Raw genomic sequence first — 13532 nt, 5'->3', positions numbered from 1 at the left:
AATGAAAGTCACACCCAACGGTGGACAGCCGCAAACGGAGCGACCGCCCCAGACCACCTGAACCGAGCCTCGGCCAAGGCCCGACCTGAGGTCAATGGAACTAGTAGCCGCTGGTCTCGCGCGAGGAAGGTCCACGCCATCTGAGGAGGTGGGATGCGGTGCCTGGTGTCTTCGGAGGCAGCTCACGCCACGCGCGCCGCGAGTTCGTCCAGATCGGAACGGATCCTGGCCAGCAGTGACCGCGGATCGGTGTTGTGGTCGCTCAGCTCGCGCAGCAGCAGGTCGCGGGCCAGCGTGGAGGCCGGAACTCCTCGCTCCTCGGCAACGCGCGCCAGAGCGGCGAATTCGTTGTCGTTGAGGCGCACCTGCAGGGTCTTGGACCTGCCGTGCCCGCGGGTGACCTTGGTGTCGGGCTTCAGTTCGGCGTCCTTGTTCTGCTCGCTGGCCTTGGCCTCGGCGGCGATCAGCTCGTCAATCCTCATCAGTGGCCTCCTCTCGGTACCTGCGCTGGTCGGTGCTGTTCGACCGCCATGCGTTCACTCCCCAGATCACTCCGTCGTCCGGCAGGGCAATCACCGTCACCAGCGTCTGAAGCGATGCCGACCAGCCGATCACGCGGATCGTCCGGCCTGACTCCGACGCCGGGTCCGGGTCGATGACCAGCTGGTTCGGGTCGGCGAAGGCCTCGTCGGCCCATTGGGGCGTCATGTCGTGCTTGGCGATGTAGTCGCGGCGGTGGCGCCAGTCCAGTTCGTCCTGCACACCCCAACTGTATTGCATGTGTATTACGGAGGGAAGATGTTCGTTGGTCACGAGGCACTCGCCTTCCGTGCCATCTCGGACAAGTGCTTGGCGATCTCGCGGTCCCGGTCCGCAGCAGCGTGCTGGTAGATCATCGCCATGGCCGGCGTCGCATGGCCGAGGCGCCCCATCAACTCCGAGAGCGTCGCCCCCGACTGGGCTGCCAGTACCGCGCCGGTGTGGCGCAGGTGGTGGAACTTCAGATCCTCCCGTCCAGCCTTGGCGCAGGCGCGATGCCAAGCGCGCAAGAAGGTCGACGGCCGAATGTTGCGCCCGTCATCGGACGGGAACAGCAGGTCAAGTCCCGGCAAGTGGTGTAACTGTTGGTGATCCTGCAGGGCGGGGTCAGCTGGCGAGCGCGGGCATGGTGGTCTCCTGTTCGCTGGTGTCGGTGATGAGTGTGAGGCGGCTCTTGGCGAGGACTTCGAGGCCGAGGTAGCGGCGTCCTTCGGCCCATTCATCGGTCTGCTCGGCCAACACGGCGCCGACCAACCGGACGATCGCGGCGCGGTTGGGGAAGATCCCGACGCTGTCGGTGCGGCGGCGAATCTCGCGGTTCAACCTTTCGGTGGGGTTGTTTGACCAGATCTGATGCCAAACCTCGGTCGGGAACTGGGTGAAGGCGAGGATGTCAGCCCGGGCAGCGTCGAGGTGGTCGGTGACTTCGGGCAGCATGTCGGCGGTGTAGTCAAGCAGCCGGTCGAACTGGGCCTGGACAGCGTTCTTGTCGGGCTGGTCGTAGACGGAGTGGAGCATCGCCTTGACTGCCGGCCAGAGGCTTTTCGGGGTGATGGCCATCAGGTTCGCCGAGTAGTGGGTGCGGCAGCGTTGCCAGGACGCGCCGGGCAGGTTCGCCGCGATCGCCTCCACGAGACCTTGATGGGCGTCCGAGGTCACGAGACGGACGCCTGTCAGGCCGCGGGCGACGAGGTCGGCGAAGAACTCGTTCCAGGCCGGGCCGGTCTCGCTGGTGGCCACTCGCATCCCCAAGACTTCGCGGTGCCCGTCATTGTTGACGCCGGTGGCGAGCATGACGACGGAGTTGATCACGCGCCCGCCTTCGCGGACTTTCATGGTCAACGCGTCAGCGGTGATGAAGGTGAAGGGGCCGGCATCGCCGAGGGGTCGGTGGCGGAACTGTTCGACGTGGTCGTCCAGGTCGGCGGCCATGCGGGAGACTTGGGACTTCGAGAGCCGGTCGATGCCCAAGGTCTTGACGAGTTTGTCCATGCGGCGAGTGGAGACGCCGGCGAGGTAGCAGTCGGCGACGACGGTGATCAGGGCCGTCTCGGCCCTCTTGCGGCGTTCCATCAGCCAGTCGGGGAAGTAGGAGCCGGTACGGAGTTTGGGGATGGCCAGGTCGATGGTGCCGGCGCGGGTGTCCAGGTCGCGGTGGCGGTAGCCGTTGCGTTGCGCCAACCGGCCTGGGGTGGGCTGGCCGTACTCGGCGCCCGCGACCGCGTCGGCGTCGGCCGACAACAAGGCGTTGAGCATGGTCTGCAGCAGGCTGCGCATCATGTCCGGCGAGGCCTCGGTGAGTAGCTCGCCAAGAACGTGCGCAGGGTCGACAATGTGTGGAGCGGTCATCGTGATGATTCCTTCGAGGGTGTTGTGAGAGATGAACTCGAGGATCACGCGGTGACCGCCCTGTCGTCCAGAGCCAGCCACCACGGCTACACCACTATCGGGGACTCAACTGAACAGCAGCGCGTTCTGCCCGGGCGAGACGTAGGTCGCGAGGTGCCATCGCAGGTCGGGAATGATGTGCGGCGGGATCGCCACGCGGCGCTTGCCGGCCTTCGTCTTGGGCGGGCCGATCACTACTTCGCCGGCCACCCAGGCGACACCGCGCTCCACGCGCACGATGCCGGCATTAAGGTCAACGTCCTTGCGGCGTAGCTCGAAGACTTCGCCGTAGCGCATGGCGCACCAGGCACCGAGCAGGACCGCGGCACGCCACTTGTCGGGCATCTCGATGACGATGCGTGCCAGCTCGTCCAGTGTGGCGGGGGTGATGTCCTTCTCGCGGCTGGTCGTGCCAGCGCCCTTGATTCGGCATGGGTTCGTCGTCACGGTCGGCAGGGTGCGGTCGACGATCGCGGCGTTCATGATGCCGCGCAGCAGGCTGTACGACTTCGATCGGGTGCGGGCGATCTTCTTCTTCGCCATCGCCCGGTGCCACGCCACGACGTCATCCAGATCGAGCTCGTCCAGTCGCTTGTCCCCGAGTGCCGGCAGGATGTGGTTGCGCAGCAGCATCTGGTAGTCCTTCTGCGATGACGGCCGCAGCGACCCGGCGTCGCCCTGCGGCGTGGCGATCCGGTCTGCCAGCCAGGTCTGGGAGTACTCGCGCAGCGTGGGGCAGGGCGGCTTTGGCTTCTCGCGCGGTGTCGGCATCGTGACCAGCGACGCAGGGTCGGGCTCGCGGGTCTCCGGCGGCTGCCAGACTCCGAGGTCGATCAGTCGCCGCTCCTGGGCCAGCCAGCCCTCGGCGTCGATCTTCGACGCGAACGTGGCCGGCGCCATGTAGAGCTTGCAGTCCGGCCCGATGTAGCCGGCCTGCACCCGCCCCGACCTCAGCTTGCGCAGGCGACCGAAGCTTCTCCGTTCGCGTTTCCCCGCGTCCTCATGTGCGTTCCCCCTCGGCTTGCCCATCTCGAACCTCCCCGTCGCGTGCAATATGCGTGCAACAAACAAGCCCAAAACGGCCTCGTCGTGCTCACTCGGACAGGGGGAACGCAGCCCCTGATTGGCTTGCGTTTCCCCTAGTCAAGCAGCGCTGGCAGTGAGTTCTCCCGCCCTCGGATCGGAGCCAGCCCCACGGCTCAACTCCTCTCTCGCGCACAGTGTGAGCAACGGCTCCGACTACGGGTTATCCCGAAGTCGGAGCCGTTCTTGCTGTGCCGTGCAATCTACGTGCAAATAGCGGGCCGCGGGGGAGTGCTCGGGCCTGGGTGTGGATGGCGTGGGTGTGAGTGAACGTGCGCGTTGAGCTGCTGGTGCTCGATCGGCGGGCAACTTTCGGGGGAGCGCAGCCGATTTTCCGGGGGAACGCATTCGCTTCCGGCGGCGATCACTACCCGTGCGTGGTGGCCGCCGGGCGCTGGCCCCGAGTCCCCTTTATGATTGGCCGCATACATTCACGCGCTGCGGGGAGCATGGATCTGGGAGAAGTATGTCCACGCAGTCCACCCGTCTCGTCGCCGCTCTGATGGGCGCCCTTGTGCTCGGGTCCACGATGGGCGCATGCGGCGCAGAGGACCCCAATCAAGTGGCAGCCCCCGCCGCTGCCAAGGAGCTGAAGGGCAAGCCGCACGCAGAGGTCGAGGATCAGCTGGAACGCGCCGGGTTCACGAACGTCGAGACGGAGGTCCGAGAGGACCTGGTGACGGGTTGGCTCACCAAGGACGGCGAGGTCGAGCACGTGACTATTGCTGGTCAAGACGACTATGCCAAGGGCAAGAAGTACGCGCCTGATGCGAAGGTGGTCGTCGTCTACCACACGTTCCCGAAGACGGATGAGGAGACGGCGCAATCATCCACGCCCGCGCCTCAGGCAACCGCTGCTGATGAGGCATCGAGCACCGGGGAGGAATCGGAGGGCACGATCACGGCGAAGAACAACCCAGAGCTCGCGAAGCTCCTGGAGCTCAAGGACCCTGCCGCCCCGGAAGTCGCTGCTTTCGCCGAGAAGTACAAGGGCCAGCGAATCGAGTTTGATGGGGCGATCCTGGCGCTGAACCCGCATGGGTCGTACAAGACGAGATTCGACTTCCTTGTCGGGGCGGGCGACTTCGACCCGAACGCTTCCAAGGGGCCCAACTTCCAGTTCGATGATGTCAACGCGTTCGACCTCAACATCGCGGGTAGCGAAGATTCTTCTTCCCTTGAAGTTGGTCAGAACCTCCACGTCATTGCCGAAGTGGGGGAGTACAAGGAGTTCCAGGAGCTCTTCATCCTTGAGCCCGTCGAGACACGACTCCGCTAGGCCTTGCTGGGTCCTGCGTTGAGCGGACGATCGTGAGGGGCAGCCAGATGGGGGTTCGCGGATCGGCTAGGTTCACCGGATGATCACTAGCTGAAGTTGTTCGGCTACAGGTGTGTACGCAAGTCCAGACAGTTCTTGTGGGGGTTGGCTGGGGGAGAGAACTTCCCTGAACCGCGAGGTGAACCATGCTGAACTTCACGGCCATCGATTTCGAGACCGCCAATGCACACCGCGGGTCTCCTTGCTCGGTTGGTTTGGCCAAGGTCCGAAATGGGCGAGTGGTGGACACTGCCCACTGGCTCATGAGGCCGCCGCCGGGTTACGACCACTTCGACGGCTACAACGTTCGTCTGCACGGGATTACCCCCGAGCTGGTGGCGAGCGAACCTTGCTTCGTCGACCGCTTGCAAAGCGGCTCATCCGAATCAAGGGTGTAGTCGGGGTCTGAACCCGCCGGTCTCGAGCAGGGATCTGGCGATGTAGTTGGTCAGGTTGCGGAACCCCAGCGCCGAGCCGCGCAGGTGCTCGAGCCTGCCGTTGATCGCCTCGGTGGGCCCGTTGGAGGTGCTGGGCCGGTCGAAGTAGGCCAGGACGTCGGCGGCGCGCTTCTTCAGCGTCCTGCCGAGCTTGGTGATCTCGACCAGGGCCTTGGGGACGCCGGTGCTGATCGAGTCGATGAGCCGGGCCATCAGCTCGCGGCCGTGGCGCCGGTTCTCGTGGCGGTAGGCGGCGATCATGCGCTGGTAGACGCTCCAAGTGACCTCGACCTCGACGTGGGCGTCGTCGGCGAACAGGGTGTCCAGTCGGTCCTTCTGCTTGTCGTTGAGCAGGTCGGCGCCGGTGGACAGGGTCCGGCGGGCGGCATAGAGCGGGTCGCCCTTGCGGCCGCGGTGCCCACAGATGGCCTGCTGAACTCGCCGTCGGCACTCATCGAGCGCCTCGCCAGCGAGGCGCGTGACGTGGAAGGGATCTAGCACGGTCACCACGTCGGGCAGTTCCTCGACGGCGGCGGTCTTGAATCCGGTGAAGCCGTCCATCGCGACCACCTCCACGCCGTCGCGCCACTCCTGCGGGCGGTCGGCCAGCCAGGTCTTGAACGCCTGCTTGGAGCGTCCTTCGACCATGTCCAGCAGCCGTGCCGGGCCGGTGCCATCTCGCACTGGGGTGAGGTCGATGATCACGGTGACGTACCTGTCGCCGCGACGGGTGTGCCTCCACACGTGCTCATCGACCCCGACGACCTTCACCCCCTCGAAGCGGTGCTCCTCGTCGATCAGCACCCGCTTGCCCTCGGCCAGAACGGCGTCGTTGGCGGTGTCCCAGGCCACCCCGAGCCCCTCGGCGACCCGAGCCACGGTCAGGTGCTGGACCACGATCCCTTCCAGCGCCCACCGCAGAGCGCGCCGAGACAACTTGGCCCGGGGCTCGGCCGCGGCGGTGGTGTCCTGGCGCCACACATACCCGCAGCCGCTGCAGCGGTAACGGCGCACGACGACCTCCAGCGTCGTGGGCCGCCAGCCCAGTGGTTCGTGGGCAAGCCGTCGGACCACGGTGTCACGTGGTCTCCCTTCGCAGCCGCAGCGCCGGCACCACTGGTCGGGCTCGACCACCTGGCAGGCCAATACGGCACTGATCCGGCTCGAGTCGCTGCCCGGTGACAACGAGGCCGAGTTCGTCGAGGCGGCAGAAGGCAGTCAGGTCGGGGCTGGCGAACGCATCAGCGCGCCCGCCGACGGTAGCGTCGTGCACGTCGAGGTCTTTCGGGCTGAGTGTGTAGGAGCTCTCATCCTCGGGAGACCTCGACCTCTATCCGGCCACCGACGCGCCGGCCCGCCGCGCGACGTGCGCTACACCCTCATCTGGGAAGAGCCGGCAAACCCCCGCCCCTAGTGACACGACGTGTCAGCAGCTGATCACGCAATCCCCCACAACCCCCCCCGATCCGCTCTCTTTCCACGAAATCAGCTGCGGAACCCCAGCACAACCATCCCGTGAAGAAGCAGACTCGAGCAGGGTCTTCGGAAAGAGCGCGAGGCGTCACGCGGTGACGGCGATCTCCGCCTTGACCCTCCTATTGGCCTTCTCCACGTCGAGGCGCGTCAGCAGCAGCAGGATGATGAAGTTCATGATGGCCGGGATCCACAGGTACATGAAGCTGATCATCTGCAGCGCGGACTCCGGCTGCGTGTCCGCACCACCGACGTAGCCACTCCATGCGAGCAGCCATCCTGCCAGTGCCGTCCCGATTCCGCCGCCCAGCTTCACGCCGAACGAGGTACAGGAGTACATGACCCCATCGATGCGCCGGTTCTTGGTGAGGTAGGTGTACTCGGACGCCTCGGCTATCAGTGCGTTCAACGTGCCTTGCAGCGGGCTCATCCCGAGCGAGGCCAGGCCCGTGAAGAGGAGCATGAGGGGAATGCTGCCCATGTACGCCGCGACGAGAACACCGAGCCGGCCGACGACCGCGATCACATACCCGGTGATGTTCACCCGGTACATCTCACCGAACCGCTTCACGAGGAACGGGGTGAAGAGCAGACCGATGATCAACGGCGCGTTGATCGCCCACGCGAAGACTCCGAGAAGGTTCGCGTCGCCGAGGATGTACGTCATGAAGTAGATCCCCATGTTGAGCGTCGCGGTGAAGATCTGCGCCACGAGGAACACGAGTAGGATGATGAGGTAGTACTTGTTGGCCACCACGAGCTTCGCGGCCTCCTTGAAGCTGGTCACCTCCACCTCGGCGAGCTCCGCGGGGTCATGGTGGGCGCCCGGCCGGTCCGCAAGCTCCTCGCGCGAAAGCTCGCGCACCGAGAACACCGACAGCGAGTTCACGGCTAGCCCGATCACGGCGTAGATGATGGCGATCGTGCGCCAGCCCTCGGCGCCGCCACCGAACTGTTGCACACCTGCGACGGTGAAGGTCTGGATGAGCATGCTCGTCCCGAAGGCGAACATGAAGCGGATGGAGCCCATCTGCACACGCTCGGCACCGTTCTTGGTGATGAGCGCCGTCAACGCCGAGAAGGCGATGTTGTTGGCCGTGAAGAAGACCGCGTTCAGCAGCGTGTAGGCGATGAAGAACCAGGCGTATTGCGCGGTCTGGCCGACGTTGGTCGGGATCGCGAAGGTGGCGATGAGCGTGGCGGCGCAACCGAAGTACGCCCAGAACATCCACGGACGTGCCTTGCCCATCTTCGTGTGCGTGCGGTCGATGAGGTTTCCGAAGAAGAGGTCACTGACCCCGTCGAAAAGCCGGGAGGCCATGATCAATGTGCCGATGATGCCTGGGTTCAAGCCCACGGCATCGGTGAGGTAGATCATGACGAACGCGGACAGGAACGCATACACGACGTTCCCGCCGACATCGCCCGATCCATAACCGATCTTGTTGTACCACTTGAGGTACGTCTTCTCTTGGGTGACAGGCACGTCGTTGTGACCCTTCACTAGTTCACTGCTCGATGGTGGGAATCAGGGTGATGTCGAACCGGAACGTCTCGGCATCCACGCGGTACTTTTCGAGGAGTTCAGGACCGCAGCTGTTGGACCCGATCCCGGCGTTGGCGTGGTCCAGGCACAAAACGGTGCTGCCCGCCGGTACGAGTTCATAGCTGTGGGCACGTCTCGCCAGCTCTTCCTGCGTGTAAGGGGAGGCGTTGAAGGAGAAGGTCTCGCTCCCCACGGCGGTGAGGGACAGACCGCCTCCGGCCACGATGACGTAGTCACAGTCCGCGTGGCTGCCGTTCTCCTGCGGACGCAGGTAGTCCTCGTGCAGGCGGAAGACGTCGGAGCTAAAGAGGCCGTGATGGGAAGCTCGGCGTTTGTCGACGTAGCTCTCGAACGGACCCAAGCCGCAATAGGTAACCTGCGACATCTCCTTGGGTAGGAACAGCCTGATCCCGAAGCGGGGCAGCGACGGAAAGGCAGGGTCACGCCTCACTGAGAGGGACGCCTGCACCGCACCGGAGGTGTTCACGTGCCAGGCGGCCTCCACCTTCAGGATCGGCTGGATCGTGGGCGCCACGACCGCGAGGGGGAAGGTGAGCGTCACCGCATCCGCGCCTGGCTCGACGCTTGCGGAGTAGGCGCGTGCCGAGGCGGCGTCGTAGTGGGCGCGTCTCCACTCGGCTTTGATGTTCATGTCGTTGTCCGTCGGTGCCCGCCAGATATTGATCTGCGCGGGAGCATCGAGCAGATCCCGACCGCCGAGGGTCATGGTCTGGGGCAGCCCTGTGCGCGTGTCGAAGGCGTACCGGAACGCCTCGGACTCGACGGTGATGGAGGAGGCGTCCTCGGTGACGCGCAACCGGCCCGAGCCCGGCTCGGTGCCCTCCAGGAGAGCGACCGCCCTCTGGTTGCGTCCATCGGCGGTGGTCAGTTCGAGTTCGTCGAAGCCGAGCTCATGCCCCTCCGTGAGGAATGGCACCTCGCCCTTCAGATGAGACGTCACGAGCAGGTGGCAGGTGCCCGCCTCGGGCACGGTCGGCGTGAGCGTCACGGTTGTCTCGGACCGCGGCGGCACGCTCTCGTCGAGATCGACGCGCACAGTCTTGACCACCTCGCCGTCGCAAACGACTCCGCAGGTCAGGTAGATGTGATCGCGCAGATCGGTGAAGTCCATGTCGTTGCGCAGGGTGAGCCGGCCGGTGTGCTGGTCGAACCCGAGGACGCGGACAGGCCGGTGGACGTTCTTGAGCTCCAACAGACCCGTGTGGGGCGTGCGATCGGGGTAGACGAGACCATCCATGCAGAAGTTGCCGTCGTGGATGTCTTCGCCGTGGTCACCGCCATAGAAATAGATGTCCTTGCCGTTGTCGGCCTTGCCCTTGTAGACGGCGTGGTCGCACCATTCCCACACGAAGCCGCCGCACATGCGCTCGTCGGCCCGGATGATCTCCCAGTAGTTTTCGAGGTCACCGGGGCCGTTGCCCATGGCGTGGCTGTATTCCACGAGGATGAACGGCTTGTCCGGGTCGGAATCAAGGTACTCGTGAATCTCGTGCAGCGCGGGGTACATCCGGCTGTAGAGGTCGATGTTCGAGTAGTCGTACTTCCGCTTGCTGTTACGGTAGAAGGCGCTCTCGTAGTGCGTAAGGCGGGTGGGGTCGAACTCGGCCATCCACGCGAGCGCGGCTTCGAAAGTGCACCCGTATGCGCCCTCGTTGCCCGCCGACCACATGACGATGCTCGGGCGGTTCTTCTCACGGATGACGCAAAGTCGGGTGCGGTCGAGGGTCGCCTCGATCCACTCGGGGTTGTCCGCGATCGGCTCGTTCCAGTGTTCGACCTGATTCGCGAAGGAGGGGTCCTCCAGGAACTGAAACTGGGTGCCGTGGCTCTCGTTGTCGGCCTCGCCCATGACGAAGAATCCATATTCGTCGCACAGCTGGTAAAAGCGCGGCGCGTTTGGATAGTGAGCGGTGCGCACCGCGTTGATGTTGTGCTGCTTCATCAACCGCAGGTCGGTTTTCATGTGATCGAGGTCGATGGCCGGACCGGTGACCGGGTCGGAGTCGTGGCGGTTGACGCCGCGCAGCTTGATCGGCTGCCCATTGACGTGGACGACGGCATTCACGACCGTGATCTCACGGATGCCGACGCGGTCGGTGACGACCTCCTGCGGTGAGGTGAGGGTGAGGGTGTAGAGGTAAGGATTCTCGGCGGTCCACAGCTGCGGGTCCTCAACGCGCAGCTGGACCCGGTGGGTGTACGTGTCGTCGCCGGAGAACTCCTGCAACTCACCGCTTGCGACGCGCGTCCCATCGGCGTCGGTGAGTTCGGCGGAGGTCGGCACGGACTTGCCGCGGTAGAGCCCCCGGATCTCGACCGTGGCCCCCGTCGTGTCGATCGTCGTGGTGGTGAAGTAGTCGAAGAGGACGGAGGCCGGCCGCGAGAGCAGGTAGACGTCGCCGAAGATCCCGCTGACGCGGAACTTGTCCTGATCTTCCAGGTAGCTGCCGTCGCACCACTTGAGTACAAGGACGGCCAGGCGGTTGGTGCCCGGCTCGATGATCTCGGTGACGTCGAACTCGGCGGTGGCGTGCGAGACCTGGCTGTAGCCGACGTACTTGCCGTTGAGCCACACGTAGAAGCAGGAGTCGACGCCTTCGAAGGTGAGATGAGAGCTCGGGGCGTTTTCACTGGGCGTGTACTCGAACTCGTGGACGTACGCGCCGCACGGATTGTCCTGCGGGACGAACGGCGGATCGAGCGGGAAGGGGTAGCGGATGTTCGTGTACTGGTGGTGGTCGTAGCCCTGGTGCTGCCACGTGCTCGGCACCGGCACACGATCGAAACCGCCCGCGGGGAAGTCGCGCTCGTAGAAGTGGTCCCGAAGCTCGTGGATGCTCTCGAAGTACCGGAACGACCACTCACCGTTCAGCAGCTGCAGACGATCGGAGGAGTCACGAGCCTCCGGACCGGGGTCGAGCGGCGTGGAACTCGGGATGTAGTAGGAACGTGCCGGGAGCGTGTTCTCGTGCAGAACGGCCAAGTCCTCGTAGTACCTGGGAACGATCATCGATGGATCTCCTCTCGGCCCGCTGTTTTTCACATGTGAGTGGGTGATGAGCCAAGGTGGTCGGCAGGCTGCGCCACGATCGGAGCCGGGCGAGCGTGCCCCCACTCTTCGCGCACCTCGCCGCGTCCAAGACCGCGCCTTCCTTGCAGGACGTTACCGGCAAGGCTCATCCGAATCAAGGGTGTAGTCGGGGTCTGAACCCGCCGGTCTCGAGCAGGGATCTGGCGATGTAGTTGGTCAGGTTGCGGAACCCCAGCGCCGAGCCGCGCAGGTGCTCGAGCCTGCCGTTGATCGCCTCGGTGGGCCCGTTGGAGGTGCTGGGCCGGTCGAAGTAGGCCAGGACGTCGGCGGCGCGCTTCTTCAGCGTCCTGCCGAGCTTGGTGATCTCGACCAGGGCCTTGGGGACGCCGGTGCTGATCGAGTCGATGAGCCGGGCCATCAGCTCGCGGCCGTGGCGCCGGTTCTCGTGGCGGTAGGCGGCGATCATGCGCTGGTAGACGCTCCAAGTGACCTCGACCTCGACGTGGGCGTCGTCGGCGAACAGGGTGTCCAGTCGGTCCTTCTGCTTGTCGTTGAGCAGGTCGGCGCCGGTGGACAGGGTCCGGCGGGCGGCATAGAGCGGGTCACCCATACCGTCTAGGCGCCACCAATGGACGGACTTGGACCTCAGCAGCGCCGGGTGGGGCCATCCAGTTCCGGCGGCGCCAGCACAGTGCTGAATCCTGCCGGCCGGCTGCTGCAGAGCTCGCGCAGAGACCCCGCGTACTCAATGTGGAAGACGGCCTTCCCGCTGGCCAGGAAATCGCGATAGGTGCCGCACTCGTCGTGGGCCAGACATTCCTCGTTGACGGCGAAGTCCACGACGCCGGACACCCGGGGCAGCAGGTCAAGCGCATTCTTCAGGCCAATGGCCAGCCCACGCTGGTGGGCCAACTCCGCCAGGCCCTTCTGATAGGCGACGGCATCGCCCGACGTGAGGGGGAAACCGCTGGTGGTCTCGTGGCCGTCCAGGTTGTCGGGATCCACCCCGGTGAAGCCCTTCTGGCGGCAGACGTCCATCCGGGACGCCATGATCGGCAGCAGTCGGTCCCGTTGCCGGATGTCCAGCCAGCGCTCTCCGGGCCAGCCATCGAGTGGCCGCCCCACGACGGCCGACGGGAAACGCCCCCGGTCCGGCCGGAAGTCCTCGTGGCCCCCGGCATTGAGGTAGCAGATGGGAGTGACGCCGCGGGCTCGCAGTGCGGCGACGGTCGTGGTCGGCGTCTCCTCCCAGTCCAGGATCACCACCGAGACACCCTCGGGCACCACCGGGCGTCCGGTCAGCTGGATGTGGAAGGGCTGTCCCTGCACGGGTCGCCACACGGAGGGCTGGCCCGCCGGTGAGGGCCTGCGCACCAGTGGCGACGGGGTGGTGCGTTTGCCGGGCGCGGATCGGGTGGGGCCGTCCGACGTGCCGCGGGAAGCGACGGCCGCGGCGTCGGGCTGGCCGCTGCCCATACAGCCGGCGAGTGCCACGGCGCAGGCCAGCAGGGGACCCAGCGCCCGCGTCCGCATCACGCGTCCACGGTTCCTGTGCCCAGCCCAGCCGGCAGGGCGCCCCACGGGTTGGGCAGTTCCGCGTCGGTGACCCACACGAAACCGGCCTCACGCTGCGCAGCCAGCGCCAGCGCCGCCTCGCGCTCGGAGGCGGGGGTGCTGTGCACCAGGTGCCAGGTGCGGCCGGGGAAGCCGTCCACCAACCACTGCGGCCAGTCCAGGGAACGGTAGGTCTGCCAGGTCTGCTCGGCGACGCAGACCGCGTCGCTGGCGTGCAGCAGGTCCACGACGGGGACGCATCCGGGGTTGGTGAAGACGCGGTCCACGCCGTCGCGGCGCAGGGCGGCGATGGTGTCCATGCTCCAGTTGTCCTGCGCGGCCTGGTAGGGGACCTCGTCCAGCATGACGTCGGTGATGCCGTACAGCTCGCGCCACAACCGCGCCTCGGCCAGCACCTCGTGGGTGCTGCGGCGGCCATAGCCGACGGTCACATAGCCCACCAGGGTGGTGGCGCAGCCCGGCGCGAGAGCTTGCGCATAGTAGGGGTCGTCCGGCCCGCCGGGGCCGCTGTTGACGTTCACCACGGCCCAGGCCAGCGGCAGCCGTCCGGCGCGCAGATCCGTCCACGCATCAGGGGCCACTGCGGGGTGGATGTACCAGGGACTCGCCAGGTGCATGCCG

At 65.7% G+C, this 13532-nt stretch carries 10 protein-coding genes and 2 pseudogenes; 1 reads left to right on the top strand and 11 read right to left on the bottom strand.

The features are described 5' to 3' along the window. Window positions 1–182 precede the first annotated feature (182 nt). The 5 genes from ACTQ49_RS13050 to ACTQ49_RS13030 form a co-directional block, all read right to left on the bottom strand. A complete protein-coding gene (locus tag ACTQ49_RS13050) occupies window positions 183–482 on the bottom strand; it encodes a hypothetical protein (RefSeq protein WP_441828274.1) in 300 nt (99 codons plus the stop codon). Further along, complete coding sequence (locus ACTQ49_RS13045; protein ID WP_441828273.1) at window positions 472–813, bottom strand: hypothetical protein; 342 nt, start codon at window positions 811–813, stop codon at window positions 472–474. The genes ACTQ49_RS13050 and ACTQ49_RS13045 overlap by 11 nt, the downstream gene beginning before the upstream one ends. Then, complete coding sequence (locus tag ACTQ49_RS13040) at window positions 810–1112, bottom strand: tyrosine-type recombinase/integrase (RefSeq protein ID WP_441828272.1); 303 nt, start codon at window positions 1110–1112, stop codon at window positions 810–812. Before ACTQ49_RS13040 ends, ACTQ49_RS13045 begins: the two co-directional genes overlap by 4 nt. A gap of 34 nt (window positions 1113–1146) precedes the next feature. After that, the gene (locus ACTQ49_RS13035; RefSeq protein WP_441828271.1) at window positions 1147–2388 is read right to left on the bottom strand and encodes an IS256 family transposase; all 1242 of its coding nucleotides are present in this window, start codon (window positions 2386–2388) and stop codon (window positions 1147–1149) included. Between the two features lie 105 nt (window positions 2389–2493). Beyond that, window positions 2494–3498, bottom strand: a complete 1005-nt coding sequence (locus ACTQ49_RS13030) for a tyrosine-type recombinase/integrase (RefSeq protein ID WP_441828270.1) — start codon at window positions 3496–3498, stop codon at window positions 2494–2496. Between the two features lie 478 nt (window positions 3499–3976). On the opposite strand from ACTQ49_RS13030, the gene ACTQ49_RS13025 reads away from it, so the two are divergent. After that, window positions 3977–4789 carry a DUF4839 domain-containing protein gene (locus ACTQ49_RS13025; protein ID WP_441828269.1) on the top strand — a complete coding sequence of 271 codons (813 nt, stop codon included), beginning with the start codon at window positions 3977–3979 and terminating at the stop codon, window positions 4787–4789. A gap of 425 nt (window positions 4790–5214) precedes the next feature. On the opposite strand, the pseudogene ACTQ49_RS13020 reads toward ACTQ49_RS13025, so the two are convergent. The 6 genes and pseudogenes from ACTQ49_RS13020 to ACTQ49_RS12995 form a co-directional block, all read right to left on the bottom strand. Then, a pseudogene (locus ACTQ49_RS13020) lies at window positions 5215–6538 on the bottom strand (ISL3-like element ISPfr3 family transposase). A 288-nt stretch (window positions 6539–6826) separates the two neighbouring features. Then, window positions 6827–8242, bottom strand: a complete 1416-nt coding sequence (locus ACTQ49_RS13015; protein WP_441828268.1) for an MFS transporter — start codon at window positions 8240–8242, stop codon at window positions 6827–6829. A gap of 4 nt (window positions 8243–8246) precedes the next feature. Continuing rightward, window positions 8247–11315 (bottom strand): glycoside hydrolase family 2 TIM barrel-domain containing protein, encoded by a 3069-nt coding sequence (locus ACTQ49_RS13010; RefSeq protein ID WP_441828267.1) that lies wholly within the window; start codon window positions 11313–11315, stop codon window positions 8247–8249. Window positions 11316–11490: 175 nt separating this feature from the next. Further along, a pseudogene (locus ACTQ49_RS13005) lies at window positions 11491–11943 on the bottom strand (transposase); the annotation flags it as partial. 38 nt (window positions 11944–11981) lie between these two features. Further along, a complete protein-coding gene (locus tag ACTQ49_RS13000; RefSeq protein ID WP_441828275.1) occupies window positions 11982–12869 on the bottom strand; it encodes an endo alpha-1,4 polygalactosaminidase in 888 nt (295 codons plus the stop codon). Continuing rightward, window positions 12869–13528 carry a spherulation-specific family 4 protein gene (locus ACTQ49_RS12995; protein WP_441828266.1) on the bottom strand — a complete coding sequence of 220 codons (660 nt, stop codon included), beginning with the start codon at window positions 13526–13528 and terminating at the stop codon, window positions 12869–12871. Before ACTQ49_RS12995 ends, ACTQ49_RS13000 begins: the two co-directional genes overlap by 1 nt. Window positions 13529–13532: the final 4 nt, after the last annotated feature.

Source organism: Luteococcus sp. Sow4_B9 (genome assembly GCF_052116585.1).
GTDB lineage: Bacteria > Actinomycetota > Actinomycetes > Propionibacteriales > Propionibacteriaceae > Luteococcus.
Note: the sequence above shows the minus strand (reverse complement) of the source record. Positions and strands in the feature narration are given on the sequence as shown.

What these genes read in the sequence shown, in the direction of transcription:
- ACTQ49_RS13000 (WP_441828275.1), bottom strand. Translation starts at nt 12,869, where the DNA reads ATGCGGACGCGGGCGCTGGGTCCCCTGCTGGCCTGCGCCGTGGCACTC.
- ACTQ49_RS12995 (WP_441828266.1), bottom strand. Translation starts at nt 13,528, where the DNA reads ATGCACCTGGCGAGTCCCTGGTACATCCACCCCGCAGTGGCCCCTGAT.
- ACTQ49_RS13035 (WP_441828271.1), bottom strand. Translation starts at nt 2,388, where the DNA reads ATGACCGCTCCACACATTGTCGACCCTGCGCACGTTCTTGGCGAGCTA.
- ACTQ49_RS13025 (WP_441828269.1), top strand. Translation starts at nt 3,977, where the DNA reads ATGTCCACGCAGTCCACCCGTCTCGTCGCCGCTCTGATGGGCGCCCTT.
- ACTQ49_RS13010 (WP_441828267.1), bottom strand. Translation starts at nt 11,315, where the DNA reads ATGATCGTTCCCAGGTACTACGAGGACTTGGCCGTTCTGCACGAGAAC.
- ACTQ49_RS13050 (WP_441828274.1), bottom strand. Translation starts at nt 482, where the DNA reads ATGAGGATTGACGAGCTGATCGCCGCCGAGGCCAAGGCCAGCGAGCAG.